Here is a 21,899-nt window from a genome sequence, read left to right on the forward strand (position 1 = left end):
AAGAGCGGGCTGGGTGCAGGGGAGCCGGAAGTGGTGTTCTCCGCCGCCAGTTCCTAGGGGGATCTGCGTGACGCTGGGGGATCGTATGACGCCGAGGCGTGCCGGCGAGCGTGGGAGGGGCAGGCGGTGCGCCGTCGCGGTCGCCGTGTGCTACGCCATCGCTCTCACCGCCTGCAGCGGGGGCGGTGACGGCGGCAGCAGCGAAGGCACCGCCCAGAAGCCCAACGGCACCCCACCCCCCGGCAAGCCCGCCGCCGATCCGGACCCCGGCGACTTCAACGGCGACGGGTACGACGACTACGCCCACGTCGTCACCGCCGCGTCGCGCGACCGCAAGCGGACCAAATCGACCCTGGTCGTCGTGTACGGCTCGAGGAAGGGGCTCAACCCCGACTGGGCGGTGCGCACCCCTGCGGGCTCGGGCAGCGACGCGTCGTTCGCCACTCCGCTGCTCCGCGCCGACCTCGACGGCGACGGCTTCACCGACCTGGTCGGCAGCCGTGGCCCGTCGGCCGGCACCGCACAACAGCAGCAGACGTTCGTGATGTACGGCGGTGCGCGCGGACTGTCCGCGCCCAGGGCGCTCGACGTCCCGCAGGACGTTCGCCCGCTGGCCGTCGCGGACTTCGACGGCGACGGCTCGGCCGATCTGCTGGACGCCGGGTCCGGCGGCTCGGGCCCACCGCAGGGCGGCACACCGGCCGGCACAGGGCGCCTGCTCTACGGCCCGTTCGGCCGCTCCGGGAAGCCGCAGCGCACGGCCGACCTCGATCTCGGTCAGCACGGCTACGCCTCCCCGGCCACCGCCACCACCGGCGACTTCGACGCCGACGGCCGTGCGGAAGTGGTCCTCACCTACAGCTTCGACGCCGAGGAGGACGAGAGCGCACCCGCCGATCTGCGGACGGTCGCCTACTACGAGGGCGCCGAGTACGGCCTCACACCCGACATCCCCCTGGAGGCCCGGATCACCGACGCCGTCTCGTCGTCCGACGGCCCCCGCGGCCCGGCCACGGGCGACGCGGACGGCGACGGCACCGACGATCTGCTGCTGCCCACCCAGTTGCCGACCTCCCCGGCGGAAGGCGGCGGCGGGGCGCTCACCATCCTGTACGGCGCCGAGTCCGGCCTCGGCACGGGACGGAAGGCGACCGTCATCGGCGGGGAACGGCAAGCGTCTTTCGGCACATCGCCCGCCGTCGGCGACGTCAACGGCGACGACAGACCGGACGTGGTGGTGAACACCCCCACCTTCCGGCGCCACGACGGCCAGGTCACGCTGCTGCCGGGCGGCTCGGCGGGCGTGCCGTCCGCCGAGGGCGAGCACTCCGTCGACGCACAGACCGAGGGCCTGCCCGGCACCCCGAACCCGGCCCCCTGGAACGCCTTCGACCATGAGCCGCCACTGCTCGACGTCGACGGCGACGGCCGCTCCGACGTGATCGTCTTCCTGCCGCTGTACGAGAAGCGACGCGGTGCGTTCCTGGTGCTGCGGGGTACGGGCGAGGGGATCGACCCGCGGGAGGCGCAGCTGTTCACCCCGGCCGACATCGGCACCCCGCTCCGGTTGAAGTAGCCCTGGGGCGAGGTGAATCGGGCGGTCGGGCGGTCCGGCACCCCATCGACGTTCGGCCTCATCCGCCCCAGCAGCCCCAGCAGCCAAAAGTAAATTCAGCGGCCACGTACAACCCTTGGGCCCCGCTGTAAGTCTCCTGTCCGCCTACCGCACCGCGAACTCGGAGCCGACTCCCGGCGAATTCCAGGCAAACGCGGGCGGAACGCACCCCATTGACTGGTGGATGCCGAGCCAGGCATCCCCGCATGCAGCAGGAGAAACCCGCATGCACAAAAACCTGCGACTCGCCCTCGCGACGACCGCCGCGGCCACGCTGACGGGCGGTCTGCTCAGCTTCTCGGCTGTGACGGCGACGGCCGCGGACTCCGTCCACCACCACGAGGCGGACTTCAACGGCGACGGTTACGGCGACCTCGCCTACTCCGCCGGTTCGGCGACCGTCAGCGGCAAGAAGGGCGCCGGCAACATCGTCGTCCTGTACGGCACCGCCAACGGCGTGACCGTGACGGACTGGAGGGGCTTCAACCAGAACAGCTCCGGCGTACCGGGCACCGCTGAGACGGACGACTTCTTCGGCTGGGAAAGCGCGTACGGCGACTTCAACTCCGACGGGTACGACGACCTCGCGGTCTCGGCCAGTTACGAGGACGTGGACGGCGACACCGACGGCGGCACCGTGGCGGTCCTGTGGGGCTCGTCGAGCGGCCTGTCCGGCGGCACGACGATCAAGGATCCGGCTCCCTCGTCCCACGACCGCTGGGGCCGCGCGCTCGCTGCCGGGGACTTCGACGGCGACGGCACGGAGGACCTCGCCGTCGGCTCGACGGCGAGCACGATCTACGTCTTCAAGGGCGGAATCGCCAAGTCGGGCGGGTACGGCGGCCGTTACACGCTGAAGCCCGCCATCGTGTCCGGCAACAACACCGGCCCCCTGAACCTGACGGCGGGCGACGTCAACGGCGACCAGAAGACCGACCTGGTCGTCGACGGCTACGAGACCGACAGCGACTACGGCTGGAACACCAACTACTACGTGCCCGGTACCGCGTCCGGACTCGACGTGTCCTACGCACAGGAGGTGAAGCGCGGCATCATCACCGGCATCGGCGACGTCAACGGTGACGGATTCGGCGACATCGTCACCGGCGAGGAGTGGGACCCGGCGAAGGACGACACCGACCCGTCCATCCCGGAGTCCGTCACCGGCGGCAAGGTCACCGTCACCTACGGCTCGTCCGACGGGCCGACGACGACCGCGGCCGTCAGCCAGAACACCGGCAACGTGCCCGGCTCCTCCGAGCGCGGCGACTGGTTCGGCAGCGAGCTGTCGCTCGGCGACATCAACGGCGACGGCTACCAGGACCTGGTCGTCACCGCGCCCGGCGAAAATCTGAACGGCGTGGTGAACACGGGCGCGGTGACCGTCCTGTACGGCTCCGCCGCCGGCCTGAACACCTCCTCCGGCTACCAGTACTTCGCCCAGTCCACCGCGGGCGTCCCCGGCTCCGACGAGAAGAACGACTACTTCGGCTCCGAGGCCAAGCTCACCGACGTCAACGGCGACGGCAAGTCCGACCTGACCGTCGGCGCGCTCGGCGAGAACAACGGGAACGGTTCCGTGACGTACCTGCCCTCCGACGGCTCGAAGATCACTACGACCGGCGCGCTCTCCCTCTCGCCCTCGTCGGTCGACGTCAACACCGACGGGTACCCGCAGTTCGGCGCGAACGCAGCGAACTGACGCGCCGCGTCACGCCTTCCACCTGGCCCGCACCCCTCCCCGGGGTGCGGGCCGGTCCGCCCGCCCCAGTAGCCGCAAGGCCGTACGGCGAGGTGCCGGGCCAGTGGCCGGGGGGCACGGCGTCCGTCTGCGCCCCACCAGCTCCCGGTAACCCAAATAATTTCAATGGCCACGTACAACCCTTGGGCCCCGCTGCAAGTCTCCTGTTCGCCGACCGCACCCGCGTACCCGGCGCCACCTCCCGGCGAATTCCCGGCAAACGCGGGCGGAACGCACCCCATTGACTGGTGGATGCCGCGCCAGGCATCCCCGCATGCTGCAGGAGATACCCGCATGCACAAAAACCTGCGACTCGCCCTCGCGACGGCCGCCGCGGCCACGCTGACGGGCGGGCTGCTCACCTTCTCGGCCGCGACAGCGACGGCCGCGGACGCCGCCCCGCTCACCGCGTCGGACGCCGACTTCAACGGCGACGGGCTCGCCGACGTCGCCGTCTCCGCCACCGGTGCCTACGTGAACGGCAAGGCCGCCGCCGGGCAGCTCACCGTGCTCTACGGCGGCGGCAAGCACGCCACGATCAGCCAGAACACCGCGGGCGTCCCGGGCACCGCCGAGACAAACGACTACTTCGGTTCCGACACCGCGTACGGAGACTTCGACGGCGACGGCTACGACGACCTGGCCGTCGGCGCCCAGGGCGAGAACGTCGGCAGCGACACGGACGGCGGCACAGCCGTGATCCTCTGGGGCTCGGCCTCGGGCCTCACGGGCGGTACGACGATCAAGGACCCCCGCCCCAGCAAGCACGACAATTTCGGCAGCGTGATAGAGGCCGCCGACTTCAACGGCGACGGCACGGACGACCTCGCCCTCGGCACGTGGTCCTCCTCCACCGTCGACATCTACCGCGGCGGCTTCACCCGCTCCGGTTCGACCGGCGGCCACTACACCCTGTCCGTCCCCATTTACAGCGGTGACGGCTGGGGCATACGGAACCTGCACTCGGGTGACGCCAACGGCGACGGAGTCGAGGACCTGATCGTCAACGGCTACTCCACCGACGACGACTACAACGCCAACTTCTGGTACCCGGGCAGCGCTTCGGGCGTCACCTCGTCCAGCTACCAGAAGCTGCCCGCGGGCTTCATCACCGACGTCGGCGACACGGACAGCGACGGCTACGGCGACATCGTCTACGGGCTCGGTTGGGACGAGGGCATCGCGAACGCACAGCTCGGCGGCGCCGTCCTGATCGGCCACGGCTCCGCTGACGGACCGGCGTACGGCGACCTCCAGACCATCGACCAGGACACGTCGGGCGTCCCGGGCTCCGGCGAGGAGGGCGACCACTTCGGCGCGGAGCTGGACCTCGGCGACATCAACGGCGACGGCCACCTCGACCTGGTCGTCGGAGCGCCCGGCGAGAACGTCACTGGTGGTACCGACGCCGGCGCGGTGACCGTCCTGTACGGCGCCGCGGACGGCTCCGGCATCACGGGTGCGGGCGCCAAGTTCCTCGACCAGAACACCGCCGGGGTGCCCAACTCCAACGAGAAGAGCGACAACTTCGGCTCCGACGTGCACGTCGACGACCTGAACGGCGACGGCCTCGGCGACGTGGTCATCGGCGCCAAGGGCGAGAACGGCTACAACGGCGCGGTCTACGTCCTGCGTTCCGGCACGGATGGCTCCCTGTCGGGCTCCTCCGGCATCTACACCTCGACGGTCGGCATCTCGGCGTCGGGGACCCCGCTCCTCGGCGCGAACTTCGCCGACTGATCCGTTGGCTCCCTCCTTCCGCTGATCACCGGGCCCGCACCCCGTTCACCCGGGGTGCGGGCCCGGCCCCATGGACCAGCACCGGCACGAACCGGCCGAGTGCCCCCCACCTCATCCCACTTCCCCCCACTTCAGGAGACACATGAGCACAAGGCACCCACTCCGCCGCACGGCTCTGGCTGCCGCGACGGCGGCCGCACTGGCGGGCGGACTGCTCACGTTCGCCGTCGGCCCGGCGACCGCCGCGCCGGCGGGCGCCCTCACCGACTTCAACGGCGACGGATACGGCGACCTGGCCGTCACCGCTCCCTACGCCACGGTCGGTTCGGCCGATCAGGCAGGCGCCGTCGTCATCACCTACGGCTTGAAGAGCGGCCTCACATCCGCCAAGACACAACTCGTCACGCAGAGCTCGTCCGGCGTCCCTGGAACCCCGGAGGCCGGTGACGTCTTCGGACAAGCCCTGGCCGAAGGCGACTTCGACGACGACGGCTACACAGACCTCGCGGTCGGCGCCCCTGGCGAAGACGTCAGCGGCGTCACCGACCAGGGGCTCGTCACCATTCTGTGGGGCAGCGCGAACGGCCTGTCCGGCGGAGACAATCTGGCGGGCGGAACCGCGACGAGAGGCTATGGCGAGCAGCTCGCCTCCGGCGACTTCAACGGCGACGGCAAGGCGGACCTGGCCCTCGCGCAGTCGGGCAGCAACACGGTGAGCCTCCGCCTCGGCGGGTTCGTCGTGGACGACGCGGGCCTCGCCACTCGTACCGAAAGCTTCGTCGCCACCACCATCGACGACAGCGGACCGGAGTCACTCACCACAGGGCTCACGGCCGGTGACGTCAACGGCGACGGTCTCGACGACCTCCTCATCGGCGGCAACACGGTCGACGGTGAATCCACGGACGACCACAAGTACGTCCTCTACCTCCTCGACGACTTCTCCTCCAGCTCACACCAACCGGTGTACGCGGGCTCCGCCGGGCACGGCACGAGCGCGGCGATCGGTGACGTGGACGGGGACGGATACGGCGACATCGTCACCGGCAATCCGTGGGATGCGGACGCATATCCGTACGACGGAGAGGATGCGCTCGGCGGCGCCGTCACCGTCGTCCACGGAAGTGCCGAGGGCATCGACTCCACACGCGCCGCGCAGACCATCACCCAAGACACCACCGGAGTCCCCGGCGCCTCCGAGCAGAACGACCATTTCGGGTACTCGGTCGCCTTGGGTGACATCAACGCGGACGGCTACGCCGATCTCGCTGTCGGCGCCCCCTACGAGGCCATCGGCTCGGAGGAGTACGAAGGAGCGGGCGCTGTCACGGTGATTCCAGGCGCCGCGGGCGGCCTGTCCACCAGCACTTCCTACGCGTACAACCAGGGCACAACCGGCGTGCCGGGAGCGCTCGAAGGGGGCGACTGGTTCGGCAGCGCGGTACGGCTGACCAACACGAACGGTGACGGCTACGCCGACCTGGCCATCGGCGCGTCCGGTGAGAACAACAGCGACGGCGCACTGTGGTCCCTGAAGGGCACCTCTGGGCGCCTGACCACCACGGGCGCGGTGAGCTTCGGCGCTGCGACCATAGGCGTACCGACCACGGGATACCCCGAGTTCGGCACGCTGATCACCGGCTGATGTGGGTGCCGAAAGCGCCTCAAGGCGCACGGTCAGTACGTCGGCGGGGCGTCGCTCTCCCTCAGGAGGGCGGCGCCCCCACCTGCGCCCCTCACTAGTCCCTCCGGCCACAACATTCCCGCACTCTCGTACAACCCTCGCCCCTCCACATGCGTCTCCTGATCACCGACCGTCGTGCAAAGCACAGGTAAACCTCGGGTGATCCCGGGCGTTCGGCCCCATCGACTGCGAGGCACCCGCCAGGCGCCCCGCATGCAGCAGGAGACTCCCCCATGCACAAGCACCTGCGACTCGCCCTCGCGTCGGCCACGGCTGCCGCGCTGACGGGCGGTCTTCTCATGGCCCTCCCGGCGACCGCATCGGCCGCCCCCTCGGGCCTGGTCGGCGACTTCAACGGCGACGGCTACCAGGACGCCGCCGCGGGCGCCCCCTTCGCCACCGCGGGAGGCGAGTTCGAGGCCGGGGCGGTGGCCGTCGCGTACGGCTCCGCCACCGGCATCGGCACCAAGAAGACCATCAGCCAGAACACCTCCGGCGTCCCCGGCTCGGCCGAGGAGTCCGACCACTTCGGCGCTTCGACGGCGGTCGGCGACCTCAACAACGACGGCTACAGCGACCTCGCCGTCGGCGCCCCCTACGAGCAGGTCGGCGACGACGTGAACGGCGGCACGGTCGTGATCGTCTGGGGGTCGGCGAGCGGTCTGTCGGGCGCCACGACGGTCAAGGACCCGGCCGTCTCGGGACACGACCGCTGGGGCCAGGCGCTCGCCATCGCCGACTTCACCGGCGACGGCAAGGCCGACCTCGCAGTCGGCGCGTCCGGCACCACGCAGTACATCATCAAGGGCGGCTTCACGAAGGCCGGTTCGACCGGCTCGAAGATCACGTACACCACGACCTGGACCGGCAGCACGGGCGTCCTCGCCCTCACCGCCGGCAAGATCAACACCGACGCCAAGGCCGACCTGGTCGTCAGCGGCCGGAAGAAGCTCGGCTCCGAGCGCTACCTGCACCGCAATTTCCTCTACTACGGCACCACGTCCGCCCCCACCCAGAAGGCCGAGCTCCCGTACGGCAGGAGCATCGCCGTCGGCGACCTCGACCAGGACGGCTACGGCGACATCGTCACCGGCGAGACGGAGGACGCCACCGAGGGCGACCTCGGCTCGACGGGCAAGACCGCGATCTCGTACGGCACGTCCACCGGGGTGGAGGCCGCCGTTGAGCTCGCGGACGGCCCGTACGGCCGCCCGTCCATCGGCGACATCGACGGCAACGGCTACCCGGACCTGGCCGTGGGAGCCCCCGCAAGCGACGCCGCGGCCGAGTACTCGGGCGCCGTCCTCGTCCACTACGGCACCGCGGACGGGCTCGGCTCCCCCGTGACGTTCACCCAGGACACCGCGGGCATTCCCGGCACCGCCGAGACCAACGACTTCTTCGGCACGGCCACCCTGCTCAGGGACGTCACGGGCGACGGTTACGCGGACCTCGTCGTCGGCTCGGACACGGAGAACGACGGCAACGGCTCGCTGACCTTCCTGAAGGGCTCCGCCACCGGCGTCACGACGGACGGCGCCGCGAGCTACGGCCCGAGCGCGTTCTCCATGTCCGCCGCGTATTACCCGCAGTTGGGCATGTTCCTGGTGGGCTGACGGTCGCCACGTAGGTGACGTATGAGGGCGGCGAGTCCGGGACCGGTGGTGGTTATCACGGTGCCGGGCTCGTCGCTTTCGCGGAGCCGCAGGGCTCCTAGGGAGGCGGCGACCTCGATGCAGTTGGCGTCCTCGTCATTGCCCGAGAACGACGACTTCTGCCATACGAGGGCCTCTGCCATGTCGGGGCCTTTCAGACGTCCTGCGCCAAGCGGTGGATGAAGTCCCTCGACTCTACGACCCCGAGCGCCGACTTCTGCACATGGACGAATGCCCGCCGATACCGGTTGAGCTGCGCCTCCGCGTCCAGGTAGTTGCCCCCGTGCGGGGTGTCCATCAGGACGGTGTCCAACTGCGGGACGGCCCCTCCCAAGATCAGCGGCGAGTAGCCCATGTTGAAGCCGTCCATATCGAAGGGCACTACACGCACGCCGACTTGGGGTCGTTCTGACTGCTCGAGAATGTGCAGCAACTGCAGTCGGGCAACACGGCGGTCAGCCCTTCTGATCCGCAGCGCTGCTTCGTGAATCACCACTTCGTACACCAGGTCATCCCTGTCGAGGACCTTGTGTCGCCTCAGACGGAACTGCGTACGAAGTTCACGTTGCTCCTCGGCCATCCCCCAAGTGGATTCCGCGTAGACCGCCCGAACATGCTCCTCGGTTTGCAAGAGACCGGGGATGAACACAAGCTCGAACGACCTCACCTGGTTCGTGTGGTGCTCCAGTTCCGCCAGGTCGAGGAATCCTCGCGAGAGTTGGCCGCGGTATTCCTCCCACCACCCGCGCACCCGCTCGGTCGCCATGACCGCCAGCGCATCCACCAGTGGGGTGTCCCCGGCACCGTAGTGGCTGGCCAAGAACCGTACGCGTTCCGCGCTCACGCCGACGCGCCCAGCCTCCACGTTGGAGAGCTTGCCCTCGTTGATCCCCGTCGCGCGAGCCGCCTCGCGAAGACCCAGGCCCGCTCGTTCCCGGAGTTTGCGCAACTCCTTACCCAGCCGCTCCTGCCGCACCGTGATGGTGCTCCTTGCCACCATGTGCCCCTGCTTTCCCGTGCGTTGAGGACACCATAGTCCGGGTCGAACTTGACCCGAGTCAAGCTCGACCCCTACGTTTGGTGACGCGACGCACACGCTGCGGAACCGCCGGGACCCGGAAGCGCACCGCCCCGTCATGCCGTGACGGCAGCGGCACTGCCACCGCCCGAACTCCGCCGCTCCCCCAAACCCTCCTCCCCACCGGAGTCCCGTATGCCCGAATGCGATGACGAACCCTGGGAGTACACCCTCTACATCCCCCACGACCCCCGCGCCGTGGCGATCGGTCGCCGCACCCTCCGCGACATCCTCACCACCCACCACCTCCCGGCCCTCCTCGAACCCGCCGAACTCCTCGCCTCCGAGCTGCTCAGCAACGCCATCCGGCACACGAAGGGCCCGGCCGCCCTCAAACTGCGGCGATCCGGTGGGGCCCTGCGGCTCGGGGCGTGGGACACGGACCCCGCGCCGCCGGAGCCGGCGGTCGTCCCGCCACCGCCCGCCGCCGAGGCGGGCCGCGGGCTGCGGATCGTGCGGGCGTATGCGGACGACTGGGGGTGGTTCCAGGTCAATCCGGGGTACGGCGGCGCCTCGGGCAAGTACGTCTGGTGTGAACTCGGGGCGACTCACCCGTGAACTCCGCGCAACCACGCAACCCACTCGACGGTCACACAAGTGGAAATCCCGCACACCCCCACACCCGCTCACGAGTTGGAGCCTGCCGTGCGCATACGGAGATACGCCCTGGCGGCCACCGTCGCCGCCGCGGCCACCACGGGACTGACCCTCACGCCGACGGCGCACGCCGCCGAACCCACGACCGCAGCCAGCGACTTCAACGGCGACGGGTACGCGGACCTCGCCGTCGGCGTACCCGCGGCGACCGTCGGCGGGCAGGCGAAGGCCGGATACGTGAACGTCGTGTGGGGCGGCCCGAACGGCCTCGGCGCCCACGGGGGCATACGCGTGAGCCAGGCCTCCGCCGGCGTGCCGGGCGCCCCGGAGTCGGGCGACCGGTTCGGTGCCGCCGTAGCCACGGCGGACATGAACGGCGACGGCCGCACGGACCTCCTCGTGGCCGCGCCCGGCGAGGACATCACCGGCGTGGGCACCAACGCGGGCACGGTCACCCTGGTCCGCGGCGCAGCCACCGGCTTCGGCTCGGGCGTCACCACCGTCAAGGGCACCGCCTCCGCCGCGTACGGAAAGTCCCTGGCCGCGGGCGACTTCGACGGAGACGGAACGACGGACGTGGCGATCGGCGCGACGGACAAGGTCGCACTGCGTCTCGGCCCGCTCACGGCGTCCGGCGCCGCGAAGACCGTCATGACGGACCCGATGGGCGGCCGCGCCCCCGTGCTGGCAACGGGCGACTTCGACGAGGACGGCGCGACGGACCTGGGAGTCGCGTACTACACGACCGGCGACCCGTACGTGCAGTCCCACGTCCAGCTCCTGCACTGGTATCCGGCGGAGGACAACCTGATCCGCTTCTGGACCACCGACAACGCCGCCGCCTCCGCCCTCGCCGTCGGCGACTTCAACGGCGACGGCCACGACGACCTGGCCCTCGGCAACTGCCGCGAGAACGCCGACGAGAACATCGACGACCCGTGCGGCCCCGAGGACCTGGCGCTGGGCGGCGGTATCCACATCCACTACGGCGACGGGACCACGCAGGTCCACGGGGGGCAGCAGACGCTCAACCAGGACACCGTCGGCGTGTACGGCAAGGCCGAGGCCGGTGACGACTTCGGCGCCGCCCTCGCGGTCGCGGACGTCAACGGCGACGGCCGCGACGACCTGATAGCGGGCGCCCCGGGCGAGGCCATCGGCACCCGCGCGAAGGCGGGCGCCGCCACGCTCCTGCTGGGCCGTGCGGACGGCATCGTCGACGCCTACGGAGAGGCGGTCTCTGTCGCGTACAACCAGGGCACCCCGCGTGTTCCCGGTGCCGCGGAGGCCGGCGACACCTTCGGCGCGGCTCTCGCCACCGGCGACTACGACGGGGACGGCACACCCGACCTCGCCATCGGCTCACCCGGCGAGAACTTCTCGTCGGGCGGCGTCTGGGTGCTGCCGCGCGCCGGTGTGGACGGCTCCGTCGCCCTCACCCCGTCCCGGCTCGGCCTGCCGTCGCCGACGAGCGCCCTGGCGTACGGCGCGGTGCTAAGCGCGCCGTAAGCCCTTGGCGTCCCCGAGAGTTCCCCCAGGTTCCCCCCAGGGTCCCCGTAAGGGATGTCACAGCTCGGCCGCAAAGCCCACCCCTTCCCCCAGGCCGGACACGTCACCCCTCAGGACCAGGTACGTTCGATTACGTGGCTGGATTCAGGATCGGACGCGGCCGGGACAACCGCACCTCCCAACAACAACCGCGGCAGCAGCAGCCGTACGGACAGCGCGCCCCGCACAGCGGCGGCGGGCAGGCCCCGTACGGCTCCCCGCCGCGCGGTCCGCAGGCGGGGCCGCAGTACGGCGGGCAGCAGTGGACCCAGGCGAACGGCGGTGGCGGCCAGGAGGAGCCGGAGTACTTCGGCGACGGCGGCTACCAGCAGGGATACCAGCAGGGCCCCGACCCGTACGCGGCGAACAACCCCGGTCACACCCAGGCCTTCTCCGTCGGCGAGGACCCCTACAGCCAGGGCGGGACGTACCGCGCCGGCCAGGCCGCCGCTCCGCCCGCCGGCCCGCGCCTGCACTGGAAGGAGCTGCTCAGCGGCATCGTGCTGCGCCCGGGCCCGACCTTCCTGCAGATGCGCGACTACACGATGTGGGGCCCGGCCCTCATCGTCACGTTCCTCTACGGCCTGCTGGCGCTCTTCGGCTTCGACGGCGCCCGCGAGGACGCGATCAACGCCACACTCTCGGCGGCGATCCCGTACGTCCTGTTCACCGGCGTCGCGATCGTCATCAGCTTCTTCGTGCTCGGCGCGGTCACCCACACGCTCGCGCGGCAACTCGGCGGCGACGGGGCATGGCAGCCGACAGTCGGCCTGTCCATGCTGATCACATCGATCACCGACGCCCCTCGCCTCGTCTTCGCGCTGTTCCTCGGCGGAGACGCGTCGTTCGTGCAGGTCATCGGCTGGGTGACCTGGATCGCGGCCGCCGCGCTGCTGACGTCGATGGTGTCGAAGTCGCACGACCTGCCGTGGCCGCGCGCCCTGGCGGCCTCCGCGATCCAGCTGATCGCCCTCCTGTCGCTGATCAAGCTCGGCACGTTCTGACGACGCCCGGCCCTGTTATCGGCCCTACCGGCCTTACCGGCCCCGTCTCCTGCGGCACTATGCCGCCGGTGCCGGGGCCGGCTTGATGTTCTGGGTCGCGTGGAAGAGGTTGTGCGGGTCGTACGTCCGCTTGATCTCCGCGAGGCGGTCGTAGTGGTCGCGGTACGTGGCCTTCACCCGGTCCTCCGCCTCGCCCTCGCCGATGTAGTTCACGTAGGCGCCGCCCATCGAGTGCGGATGGATCTCGCTCTCGTAGTCGACGCACCACTCCTTGACGATCCCCGCGTTGGCCGGGTCGGGGTCGACGCCGGCGAAGACGCCGGACCAGCGGGCGTGCCGGTACGCCCACGCCGTGTCCTCCGGGGCCACGCGGTGGGCCGCCCCGTCCACGGGATAGAGGTGCATCAGCGACAGCTCGGTGGGCAGGGCCTCCGCGTACTTGGCGTGCACGTCGATGGCCTCGTCAGTGATCCGGTCGAAGAAGTCCCCGCGCCAGTACCACTGGTAGCCGGGCGGGAGCAGCCCGTCGAACATCGTCTGCAGCGCGGGATACGGCATCGGCGCGGCGAAGTGGAAGGCGGGCGGGGCCGGCTCGGTCACCGGCGCGAAGGCCTCGTCCACGCGGCCCATGTCCCCCGTCCAGCACCACACGATGCCGCCCATCTTCTGGCCGTGGATCTCCTCCGGGAACGGCGGTGCGGGCGGCACGACAAACGTTGCGAAGAAGCCGTTGAGGTCCTCGGGCGCCTGCAGGATGAACTCGCGGTACCACTCCAGCACCTCGCGGATGTGGTCGAGCGTCCAGACCGTGACGCCGGCGGCCACCGTGTGCACAGGATGCAGCTGGAACGTGAAGGACGTCACGACCCCGAAGTTCCCACCGCCGCCGCGCAGCGCCCAGAACAGGTCCGCGTGCTCCTTCTCGCTCGCGGTGACGAAGCTGCCGTCGGCCAGCACCACGTCCGCGGCGAGCAGGCTGTCCACCGTCAGCCCGTACTTGCGGGTGAGATGGCCGTGCCCGCCGCCGAGGGTGAGACCCCCGACACCCGTCGTCGAGATGACCCCGGCGGGGACCGCCAGGCCGAAGGCGTGACCGGCATGATCGAGGTCGCCGAGCAGACTGCCGCCGCCGACCTGCGCGGTCCTCGTCGCCGGGTCGACGCGGACCCAGCGCATCGGGGCCAGGTCGACGGTGACGCCGCCGTCCACCAGGCACAGTCCGGCGCCGCTGTGCCCGCCGCCGCGGACGGCGAGCTCGAGACCGTGGTCCCGGATGAAGTCGACCGCGTTCATGACGTCCGCGGCGTCCGAGCAGCGCACGATGGCCGCAGGCCGGCGGTCGATCATCGCGTTGTAGATCTTGCGGGACTCGTCGTACTCCGGGTCCTGCGGGGAGACGACGGGACCGCGCAGTGCGGTCCGCATCCCCTCCAGAGTCATGTCGTCCATGCTGGCCATGACGATCTCCCTGCAGAGGCAAGGGCTGACCTCACCAGCGTCTCGCTGGTCCAGGGCACTCGCAATCGCCGTCCCGTCGCGCCGTCCACTGCGGCCTCGCGCGGCGTGGGGCGCGGGCGCACCATGGCCTCATGGGCGTGCACGACGGGCACGACGGTGAAGCCCACATCCACGACGGTGAAGCGCACATCAGCGCCATACGGGCCGTCAGCGCACCCGCGCGCGTCGCCGAGCCCGCAGAGGGGATCAGCCAGGAGGAGCTCGCGCTCGCGGCCCGCAACCACGGCCTGCCCCTGGAGGCCCTGCGCTACGACCTCACCCCGCCCGGACTGCACTACGTACTCGTCCACTACGACATCCCCGCCGCCGACGCCGCCGACTGGACACTCACCGTCCACGGCCGCGTACGCACCCCGCTGAACCTGGACATGACGGCCCTGCGCGCCTTCCCGGCGGTCACCCGCCGGGTGACGATGGAGTGCGCGGGCAACGGCCGGGCCCGCCTCACACCGCGGCCCGTGAGCCAGCCCTGGCTCGTGGAGGCCGTCGGAACCGCCGACTGGACCGGAGTCCCCCTGCGGATGCTGCTCGCCGAGGCCGGTGTCGAGCCGGACGCCGTCGAGGCCGTCTTCACCGGGGCCGATCACGGAATCGAACGCGGTATCGAACAGGACTACCAGCGGAGCCTGCCCCTCGCGGACGCCACCGCCGCAGATCCCGGCCCCGAGGTGCTGGTGGCGTACGAGATGAACGGCGGCCCGATCCCACCGCAGCACGGACACCCCGTACGGCTGGTGGTCCCCGGCTGGTACGGCATGGCCCATGTGAAATGGCTACGCGACATCGCCCTGACCAGCACACCCTTCACCGGCTTCCAGCAAGCCGTGGCCTACCGCTACCGCCGGTCGGCCGACGACCCCGGCGAACCGGTCACCCGCATCGCCCCGCGGGCGCTGATGATCCCGCCCGGCTTCCCCGACTTCATGTCCCGCACCCGTGTCGTACGCCCAGGGCCTGTGGCGCTGGAGGGCCGCGCCTGGTCGGGCCACGGCCCGGTCACGGGGGTCGAGGTGAGCACGGACGGCGGGGAGTCCTGGCGGGATGCGGAACTGGCCTCGCCGGAGAACGATCACGGGCGCGCATGGGCCTGGCAAGGCTGGCGGACGACCTGGACGGCCACCCCCGGCACCCACGTACTCGTCGCCCGCGCCACCGACGAGGCGGGCCACTCCCAGCCCCTCACCCAGTCGTGGGACCGCGGCGGATTCGGCAACAACGTCGTCCAGCGGATCGCGGTGTTCTGCCTGCCCGAAGGCGACTGAACCGTCGACGTGCGCCGCCATCGAAGGACGGCAAAACTGGGCCCATGTCCACAAAGTCTCACAAGGCAGCTCTCGAGGGCGGCCCGGACGACCTGCGCGAGAAGATCGTGCCCGTCACCACTCCCGAACCCGCCGCCCGAGAGGACCTGAAGATCCCCCACCGCGGCGGATACGAGCACTACCGCGCCACCCAACGGCAGAAGAAGACGCCAGAAGGGCAGGTACCGGTCTACGAGTGGTGGGAGCGAACAGAGATCGCGGAGTAGCGAGGCGTACGCGTCACGCGTCGAGAACCTGCCCACCGCGCCGTACGACCGGCGGCTGAACACTCCACGGGAAGTTGATCCAGTCGTCGGTCCGCTTCCACACGTAGTCGCACTTCACGAGCGACTGCGACTTCTCGTAGATCACGGCGGACCGCACCTCGGCCACGGTGTCGACGCAGAAGTCGTGCACGAGCTTCAGCGTCTTGCCGGTGTCGGCGACGTCGTCGGCGATCAGCACCTTCTTGTCGGTGAAGTCGATCGCGTTGGGGACGGGCGCGAGCATGACCGGCATCTCGAGGGTGGTGCCCACGCCGGTGTAGAACTCGACGTTCACGAGGTGGATGTTCTTGCAGTCGAGCGCGTACGCGAGCCCGCCCGCCACGAAGACGCCGCCGCGCGCGATCGACAGCACTATGTCCGGCTCGTACCCGTCGTCGGCGATCGTCTGCGCCAGCTCACGGACGGCGACGCCGAAGTCCTCGTACGTGAGGTTCTCGCGCTTCCCGGAATCGCTCATGAACCGCTCACACCTGCGTCCGGTGGAAGTTGACGAACGAGCGCGAGGCGGTGGGCCCGCGCTGCCCCTGGTAGCGGGAGCCGTAGCGCTCGGAGCCGTACGGGAACTCGGCGGGCGAGGTGAGCCGGAACATGCACAGCTGGCCGATCTTCATGCCCGGCCAGAGCTTGATCGGCAGCGTCGCGAGGTTCGACAGCTCGAGCGTCACATGGCCGGAGAAGCCGGGGTCGATGAACCCGGCGGTGGAGTGCGTCACCAGCCCGAGCCGCCCGAGCGAGCTCTTGCCCTCCAGCCTGGAGGCAAGATCGTCGGGCAGCGAGATGACCTCGTACGTCGACGCGAGCACGAACTCGCCGGGGTGGAGGATGAACGGCTCGTCGCCGTCGGGCTCCACGAGACGGGTCAGATCCGCCTGCTCGACGGAGGGGTCGATGTGGGGGTAGCGGTGGTTCTCGAACACCCGGAAATACCGGTCGAGACGCACGTCGATGCTGGAGGGCTGCACCATCGACTCGTCGTACGGGTCGATGCGCACCCGTCCCGCGTCGATCTCGGCCCGGATGTCCTTGTCTGAGAGAAGCACGTCCTGAGGATACGCAGAGCGCGCGGCCCCCTCGAAATGTGGCCATGGCGAGGGGGCCGCGCGCTCGGACGTACGTGCGTGCTGCTACCGCTTCTCGAGCACCACCGGCACGGCGTTCCTCAGCCGTGCACAGCGCGGGCACCGGATGAGCCGGCCGGGGCCGAGCCGGTCGGCCTGCTGCATCGGGAACGAAGAGGTGCTGAACACGTGCCCCTCGGCACAACGGACGACGGTGCGCTCCACCAAGACCTGGAGTCCTTCCCCACGAGCCGCTGAATGACTGCCGCCGAACCCCTGACGGCGAAGCCACATTACGGGATGAACAGGACGGCTCTCCAAGCGGCACTCCGGCCGCATCCCAGCCCTCTCGAACCCACGACCCGGGCCCCACCGTACGCCCCAACTCGCGCCCAACGCAGCCAAGTCCGAGTCAAGTCCGGGGCGCGCGCGAGCCGCGCGACGGCCACACCCAAGCCGCGGCCGACCGCCTCCAGGCCACACCCGACCCCTCTCCGAGTCCGCCCGAGCACGGACAGCGAACAGGCCCCCGGCGTCCGAGCATCGGGGGCCCTGCATGAGGTACAGTGTGCGACGGTAACGACACCGATCAGGTCGGCGTCTTACGCGGGTGTAGTTTAATGGTAGAACATCAGCTTCCCAAGCTGAGAGCGCGAGTTCGATTCTCGTCACCCGCTCCATAGAGAAACCCCAGGTCAGTGGCCTGGGGTTTGTTTGTTGTCTAGGGCAATTTGGACGACGCCGTTGCCACGGCGGACGGCTGCAGCCCTCCGGTCCGACCAAAGGGAGGACTTGGCAGCCCAGGTCCGCCTGGCCCCGGCTGGTTGTGGCCCGGAGTGCCTAGGCTGGCACCGCACGGAAGGGCGGTGCCAGGGATGCCGACTCTCGGACCAGGGCCGCGATCGAGGAGCGCTGGCGGGCCTCGGAACGCGGGGACACCGAAGCCGAGCACGCCATCTACGCCACGGACGCGCTCCTGGACTACCCGCAGTCAGGTGAGCGGTTCCGGGGCCGCGCGACGATCTCCGCGCAACGTGGCGGCCACCCTGCCGACCGACACTTCACCGTCCAGCGGATCACCGGCCATGCGAATCTGTGGGTGAGCGAATGCCTCATCACCAACGGTGTGCCTTCGTACTCGGTGAGCATCATGGAATTCGCTGACCAGCACGTGGTGCACGAGACGCAGTACTTCGCCGACCCCTTCGGCGCGCCGGCCTGGCGGGTCGCGCTCGCGGAGGCGATACCTGGCCGGACCATCGCCGGAGCCTGATTCGTGGCCGCCTCGAGTCAATCGGGTGACCAGCCTGTCGCTTTGCTGAAGTCCCAAGAACTCCTCTTGGGATGACTTCAAGCGCCTCCAGCAGATGAGCACACCTGCCAAGGTGAGGAAGGCTTCATGAATGCCGTCGTGGATCTCCCAGCGGATCCGCAGGCGACGAAACCAGTGCAGGTGGGCGAACGCGCGCTCCACGCCCCAGCGTTGGGTGCCGAGTCCGGAACCATGCTCGGTGTCGCGCCGGGCTATCAGCGGTTGCACGCCGAGGTCTCGGGCAGCTCGGCAGCGATGTCGCGCGACCGCGGCCACCACGCACCCTCCAGGACACCTTCCCGCGACTCCGTCGTCTCCAGCCGGAGGAGGGCGCACCCCGGCCGTACGGTCCGGTGAACGCCGCTCGGCAGATGCAGGGAATCAGGGGGTGAATCGGAGCCGGTCGTGAGGACCACCCGTCTTTGGAGCCGGTGCGAACACGGGACTCGCCTCGCCCCTCCCACGCTACTCCCCGTGCCCCCGGAATCTCCGGGATCCACCTGACTGACGAATCACCGTCGTCTGGACGTCGCCCAAGGCGTCCGCCACCGCGGGACGAGGTCGCGCGCTGCCCTGCGGAGGTGGCTGCCGGCCACCGGCCGTCGCGCTCTTCGCGGGGATGTGGCCTTTGTTGCAGTACAGGAGTCTCAGGCGCGTTCGCCGTTGTGCCATCCGCCGACGACGGTGGCAGCGGCACATCTGCCGTCGAGGGAGGTCACAGGGCTGTAGGCGGAAGCGCACGACAGGAAAGCCGCGTCCACGGAGAGTAATATCTGTGCCCGCGAAATGAGGAATAGGTGCAGGGTACGGCGAGTATTTTTCGACCGCCCGGCGGAGCAGAATTATCGACCACGCAAGGCCGATCGCACCGTGCTACTGTCGAACTCAGTTGCAGGTGTGGTTGCCAGAAGGTTTTTCCGACGGCTGATCATCACGGCGACACGGAATGCGCACAGTGCGTATTCCTGTACACCGCCTCCGAAGGAGAAACAACATGGCTACTGGCACTGTGAAGTGGTTCAACGCGGAAAAGGGCTTCGGCTTCATCGAGCAGGACGGCGGCGGCCCCGACGTCTTCGCCCACTACTCGAACATCGCCGCCCAGGGTTTCCGCGAGCTGCTGGAAGGCCAGAAGGTCTCGTTCGACATCGCGCAGGGCCAGAAGGGCCCGACGGCCGAGAACATCGTTCCCGCCTGACGCACCGGCACTGACGCATACTTCGCAGCTGGGGCCCGCACCTTGGGGTGCGGGCCCCAGCTCGCTTTATTCCCAGGGCGATTCGGCCCTGTCTTTTTCGGCTCGTTCTCGCGATTCTGCGCCGCTCATTCTGCTGCGGAAATTCCTTGATACGTGCCCACATCGAGGAAGGTTCCGCATGAACCGCACACGTACCACTCGCGCACGCCCCAATCGCACATACGACCGCTTCGGAGGAAGCGCCGCTGTGGGCCGCTCCGGCGTTCCGCACCTCTCCAGTGGTTACGGAAACCGACAGCCCGCGGGGGGCGATTTCGCGCTGCCGAAGACGGTCAGGCCCGCGTTGCCCGCTGTCGAGTCGTTCGCCGGTCTCGCCATGCCGGCGCCGTTGCTGGCCACGCTCGGCCATGAAGCCGTGACCGTACCGTTCCCGATCCAGGCGGCCACCCTGCCGAACTCCCTGGCCGGCCGCGACGTACTCGGTCGCGGCCGCACCGGCTCGGGCAAGACCCTCGCCTTCGGCCTCGCAGTACTGGCCCGTACGGCGGGCCGGCGTGCCGAGCCGCGTCGGCCGCTGGCCCTGATTCTCGTCCCCACCCGTGAGCTGGCCCAGCAGGTCACCGACGCGCTCGCTCCCTACGCCCGCTCCGTGAGCCTGCGGCTCGCCACCGTCGTCGGCGGAATGTCCATCGGCAGGCAGGCCGGTGCGCTGCGGGCCGGCGCGGAGGTGGTCGTCGCGACGCCCGGTCGGCTCAAGGACCTCATCGACCGGGGCGACTGCCGGCTCGCCGACGTCGGCATCACCGTGCTCGACGAGGCCGACCAGATGACCGACATGGGCTTCATGCCCCAGGTCACCGCCCTGCTCGACCAGATGCGCCCCGAGGGCCAGCGGATGTTGTTCTCGGCCACCCTGGACCGCAACGTCGACCTGCTGGTCCGTGGCTACCTGACCGACCCGGTGGTGCACTCCGTCGACCCGTCGGCCGGTGCCGTCACCACGATGGAGCACCACGTACTCCACGTGCACGACGCGGACAAGCACCGCACGACCACCGAGATCGCGGCCCGGGACGGCCGGGTCATCATGTTCCTGGACACCAAGCACGCCGTGGACCGGCTGACCAAGCACCTGCTGAGCAGCGGTGTCCGCGCCGCGGCCCTGCACGGTGGCCGGTCCCAGCCGCAGCGCACCCGGACCCTGGCGCAGTTCAAGGACGGTCACGTCACCGTCCTGGTGGCCACCAACGTCGCGGCCCGCGGCATCCACGTCGACAGCCTCGACCTGGTCGTCAACGTGGACCCGCCCAGCGACCACAAGGACTATCTGCACCGTGGCGGCCGTACGGCCCGCGCCGGGGAGTCCGGCAGCGTCGTCACCCTGGTGACCCCCGGCCAGCGCCGCGGCATGACCCGGCTGATGGCTTCGGCCGGCATCACCCCGCGCATCACCCCGGTCCGCTCGGGCGAGGCGGAGCTGAGCCGCATCACGGGTGCCCAGGCGCCCTCTGGGGTCCCTGTGGTCATCACCGCGCCTGTCGTGGAACGCACCCGCCGCGCGCCTTCGCCGTCCGGGGACCGCCGGGGCCGCACCGGCCAGGGCCGACCCGCCGGCGCGGGGGTGCGCCGCAGGGCACAGCGGCGGCCCGGCAACGACTCGGCTGCTTAGGCCGGCGCAGTCCCCGGAGCCCCGTTGGCCTCCCGGAAGCCGCCGTGGCCTCCCGGGGCCGAAGGCCGCCAAGCCGACCAGCCCTTACCGAAGGAGACACCCTTGACGCCAGCGCGGACGCAGTACCGCAGGCCGGACCACCCCACCCCCGTGTCCGTGGTGAACGACAGCGAAGGGCACGGGCCTCGGGTATGTGACGACATGACCGTCGAGGTGGCTCTGGCCGTCATGGCGAGTGCCCGGGTCGAGTACCTGACCGTGTGCGACGGGGACGACGAGAGCACAGGCTTGGTCACCCGGCTCCGGCTCGCCGTTCTCCGCGACAGTTCCGCGTACACGGACCGGATCCGTCTGCGGGACGTCCTCGACGCACCACTGCCCTCACCCGGCGGCCGCTCGGGCGGCGTCGGTGAGTACGGCCGGGTTCCGGGCGTACCCGCCCTCGCGTGCTGATCCGTCTCGCCCCGGGCGGCCCGTTCTCCTTCTCCCCGCGATTTCTCCCCTGTGAGGCGTCATGCGCTGTGTCATCGCCCGGTACCCGTTCGACCTGACCAGGACCGGGGTTCTGGCCTCGATGAAGGGCGTCAGGCCCGAGCTCGTCACGGGGGCGTCCGTGACCATCGGCCGCCGCCGCTACCCCGTCACGCAGGTGGGCCAGGTCATCACGCGACAGGACCCCCGTGACTTCACCGCCGGCGAGGTCGTGCGGGCCATGACACGCCTCGGCTTCACCTGCCACGACCGCCCCGAGGGCGCGCCCGTGGGCGAGGGTGGACCCACTCTCCTCCGCACCGCGTCCGCACTGCTCGGCGGCACCGCCGTGACCGTGTGAGGACGGGCGGGAGACCGCCCTCAGGATCCCGGTGGGGCCCTGCCGACGCGCGTCGGCAGGGC

The 21,899-nt window shown here is 70.2% G+C and carries 20 protein-coding genes, 1 tRNA gene and 2 pseudogenes; 15 read left to right on the top strand and 8 right to left on the bottom strand.

Features of this window, described 5'->3' with window-relative positions; genetic code table 11:
• The first annotated feature begins 85 nt into the window (after positions 1-85).
• From ACWD4J_RS41980 to ACWD4J_RS42000, 5 genes are all read left to right on the top strand, one after another.
• Positions 86-1,576 carry an FG-GAP and VCBS repeat-containing protein gene (locus ACWD4J_RS41980; protein ID WP_451400822.1) on the top strand — a complete coding sequence of 497 codons (1,491 nt, stop codon included), beginning with the start codon at positions 86-88 and terminating at the stop codon, positions 1,574-1,576.
• Positions 1,577-1,841: 265 nt separating this feature from the next.
• Complete coding sequence (locus tag ACWD4J_RS41985; RefSeq protein WP_451400823.1) at positions 1,842-3,317, top strand: FG-GAP-like repeat-containing protein; 1,476 nt, start codon at positions 1,842-1,844, stop codon at positions 3,315-3,317.
• Between the two features lie 333 nt (positions 3,318-3,650).
• Entirely contained in the window at positions 3,651-5,096 is a 1,446-nt protein-coding gene (locus ACWD4J_RS41990; protein WP_451400824.1) for an FG-GAP and VCBS repeat-containing protein, read from the top strand.
• Positions 5,097-5,238: 142 nt separating this feature from the next.
• Positions 5,239-6,741 (top strand): FG-GAP-like repeat-containing protein, encoded by a 1,503-nt coding sequence (locus tag ACWD4J_RS41995; RefSeq protein WP_451400825.1) that lies wholly within the window; start codon positions 5,239-5,241, stop codon positions 6,739-6,741.
• A 272-nt stretch (positions 6,742-7,013) separates the two neighbouring features.
• On the top strand, positions 7,014-8,396 hold the full coding sequence (locus tag ACWD4J_RS42000) for an FG-GAP-like repeat-containing protein (protein WP_451400826.1): 1,383 nt from the start codon (positions 7,014-7,016) through the stop codon (positions 8,394-8,396).
• Here ACWD4J_RS42000 and ACWD4J_RS42005 read toward each other — a convergent pair.
• Together ACWD4J_RS42005 and ACWD4J_RS42010 are read right to left on the bottom strand one after the other, a co-directional pair.
• Complete coding sequence (locus tag ACWD4J_RS42005; RefSeq protein ID WP_451400827.1) at positions 8,363-8,578, bottom strand: DUF397 domain-containing protein; 216 nt, start codon at positions 8,576-8,578, stop codon at positions 8,363-8,365. The genes ACWD4J_RS42000 and ACWD4J_RS42005 overlap by 34 nt on opposite strands.
• Positions 8,579-8,589: 11 nt before the next feature.
• Positions 8,590-9,435, bottom strand: a complete 846-nt coding sequence (locus ACWD4J_RS42010; RefSeq protein ID WP_451400828.1) for a helix-turn-helix domain-containing protein — start codon at positions 9,433-9,435, stop codon at positions 8,590-8,592.
• Positions 9,436-9,648: 213 nt separating this feature from the next.
• Between ACWD4J_RS42010 and ACWD4J_RS42015 the strand changes: the two genes are divergently transcribed.
• The 3 genes from ACWD4J_RS42015 to ACWD4J_RS42025 all read left to right on the top strand — a co-directional run bounded on the left by ACWD4J_RS42015 (position 9,649) and on the right by ACWD4J_RS42025 (position 12,662).
• Positions 9,649-10,071 (top strand): ATP-binding protein, encoded by a 423-nt coding sequence (locus ACWD4J_RS42015; protein ID WP_451400829.1) that lies wholly within the window; start codon positions 9,649-9,651, stop codon positions 10,069-10,071.
• Between the two features lie 87 nt (positions 10,072-10,158).
• A complete protein-coding gene (locus tag ACWD4J_RS42020; protein WP_451400830.1) occupies positions 10,159-11,619 on the top strand; it encodes an FG-GAP and VCBS repeat-containing protein in 1,461 nt (486 codons plus the stop codon).
• Between the two features lie 134 nt (positions 11,620-11,753).
• Positions 11,754-12,662: a Yip1 family protein gene (locus tag ACWD4J_RS42025; RefSeq protein WP_451400831.1), complete on the top strand. Its 909-nt coding sequence runs from the start codon at positions 11,754-11,756 to the stop codon at positions 12,660-12,662.
• A 57-nt stretch (positions 12,663-12,719) separates the two neighbouring features.
• On the opposite strand, the gene ACWD4J_RS42030 is transcribed toward ACWD4J_RS42025, so the two are convergent.
• On the bottom strand, positions 12,720-14,111 hold the full coding sequence (locus ACWD4J_RS42030; protein ID WP_451400839.1) for an FAD-binding oxidoreductase: 1,392 nt from the start codon (positions 14,109-14,111) through the stop codon (positions 12,720-12,722).
• A 140-nt stretch (positions 14,112-14,251) separates the two neighbouring features.
• Here ACWD4J_RS42030 and ACWD4J_RS42035 point away from each other — a divergent pair, with 140 nt between their 5' ends.
• Together ACWD4J_RS42035 and ACWD4J_RS42040 are read left to right on the top strand one after the other, a co-directional pair.
• On the top strand, positions 14,252-15,442 hold the full coding sequence (locus ACWD4J_RS42035) for a sulfite oxidase (protein ID WP_451400832.1): 1,191 nt from the start codon (positions 14,252-14,254) through the stop codon (positions 15,440-15,442).
• A gap of 44 nt (positions 15,443-15,486) precedes the next feature.
• Positions 15,487-15,708 (top strand): DUF5988 family protein, encoded by a 222-nt coding sequence (locus ACWD4J_RS42040; protein ID WP_451400833.1) that lies wholly within the window; start codon positions 15,487-15,489, stop codon positions 15,706-15,708.
• Positions 15,709-15,721: 13 nt separating this feature from the next.
• Here the strand turns inward: ACWD4J_RS42040 and ACWD4J_RS42045 are convergent, their stop codons facing one another.
• From ACWD4J_RS42045 to ACWD4J_RS42055, 3 genes are all read right to left on the bottom strand, one after another.
• On the bottom strand, positions 15,722-16,225 hold the full coding sequence (locus ACWD4J_RS42045) for a phosphoribosyltransferase (protein ID WP_451400834.1): 504 nt from the start codon (positions 16,223-16,225) through the stop codon (positions 15,722-15,724).
• 7 nt (positions 16,226-16,232) lie between these two features.
• On the bottom strand, positions 16,233-16,808 hold the full coding sequence (gene dcd, locus ACWD4J_RS42050) for a dCTP deaminase (protein ID WP_451400835.1): 576 nt from the start codon (positions 16,806-16,808) through the stop codon (positions 16,233-16,235).
• 84 nt (positions 16,809-16,892) lie between these two features.
• Complete coding sequence (locus tag ACWD4J_RS42055) at positions 16,893-17,054, bottom strand: hypothetical protein (RefSeq protein ID WP_451400840.1); 162 nt, start codon at positions 17,052-17,054, stop codon at positions 16,893-16,895.
• A gap of 378 nt (positions 17,055-17,432) precedes the next feature.
• Here ACWD4J_RS42055 and ACWD4J_RS42060 point away from each other — a divergent pair.
• Positions 17,433-17,506 (top strand) — tRNA-Gly (locus ACWD4J_RS42060).
• 656 nt (positions 17,507-18,162) lie between these two features.
• Here the strand turns inward: ACWD4J_RS42060 and ACWD4J_RS42065 are convergent.
• Positions 18,163-18,399: pseudogene (locus tag ACWD4J_RS42065) on the bottom strand (transposase); the annotation flags it as partial.
• Positions 18,378-18,554 (bottom strand): annotated as a pseudogene (locus ACWD4J_RS42070) (DUF5994 family protein); the annotation flags it as partial. The pseudogenes ACWD4J_RS42065 and ACWD4J_RS42070, both read right to left, overlap by 22 nt.
• Before the next feature lie 578 nt (positions 18,555-19,132).
• Here ACWD4J_RS42070 and ACWD4J_RS42075 point away from each other — a divergent pair.
• The 4 genes from ACWD4J_RS42075 (at position 19,133) to ACWD4J_RS42090 (ending at position 21,837) form a co-directional block, all read left to right on the top strand.
• Complete coding sequence (locus tag ACWD4J_RS42075) at positions 19,133-19,336, top strand: cold-shock protein (RefSeq protein ID WP_030342329.1); 204 nt, start codon at positions 19,133-19,135, stop codon at positions 19,334-19,336.
• Between the two features lie 178 nt (positions 19,337-19,514).
• A complete protein-coding gene (locus tag ACWD4J_RS42080) occupies positions 19,515-21,005 on the top strand; it encodes a DEAD/DEAH box helicase (protein ID WP_451400836.1) in 1,491 nt (496 codons plus the stop codon).
• Positions 21,006-21,107: 102 nt separating this feature from the next.
• Positions 21,108-21,458: a CBS domain-containing protein gene (locus ACWD4J_RS42085; protein WP_451400837.1), complete on the top strand. Its 351-nt coding sequence runs from the start codon at positions 21,108-21,110 to the stop codon at positions 21,456-21,458.
• Positions 21,459-21,519: 61 nt separating this feature from the next.
• A complete protein-coding gene (locus ACWD4J_RS42090; RefSeq protein WP_451400838.1) occupies positions 21,520-21,837 on the top strand; it encodes an SCO5918 family protein in 318 nt (105 codons plus the stop codon).
• Positions 21,838-21,899: the final 62 nt, after the last annotated feature.

Source organism: Streptomyces sp. NPDC002577, assembly GCF_053594815.1.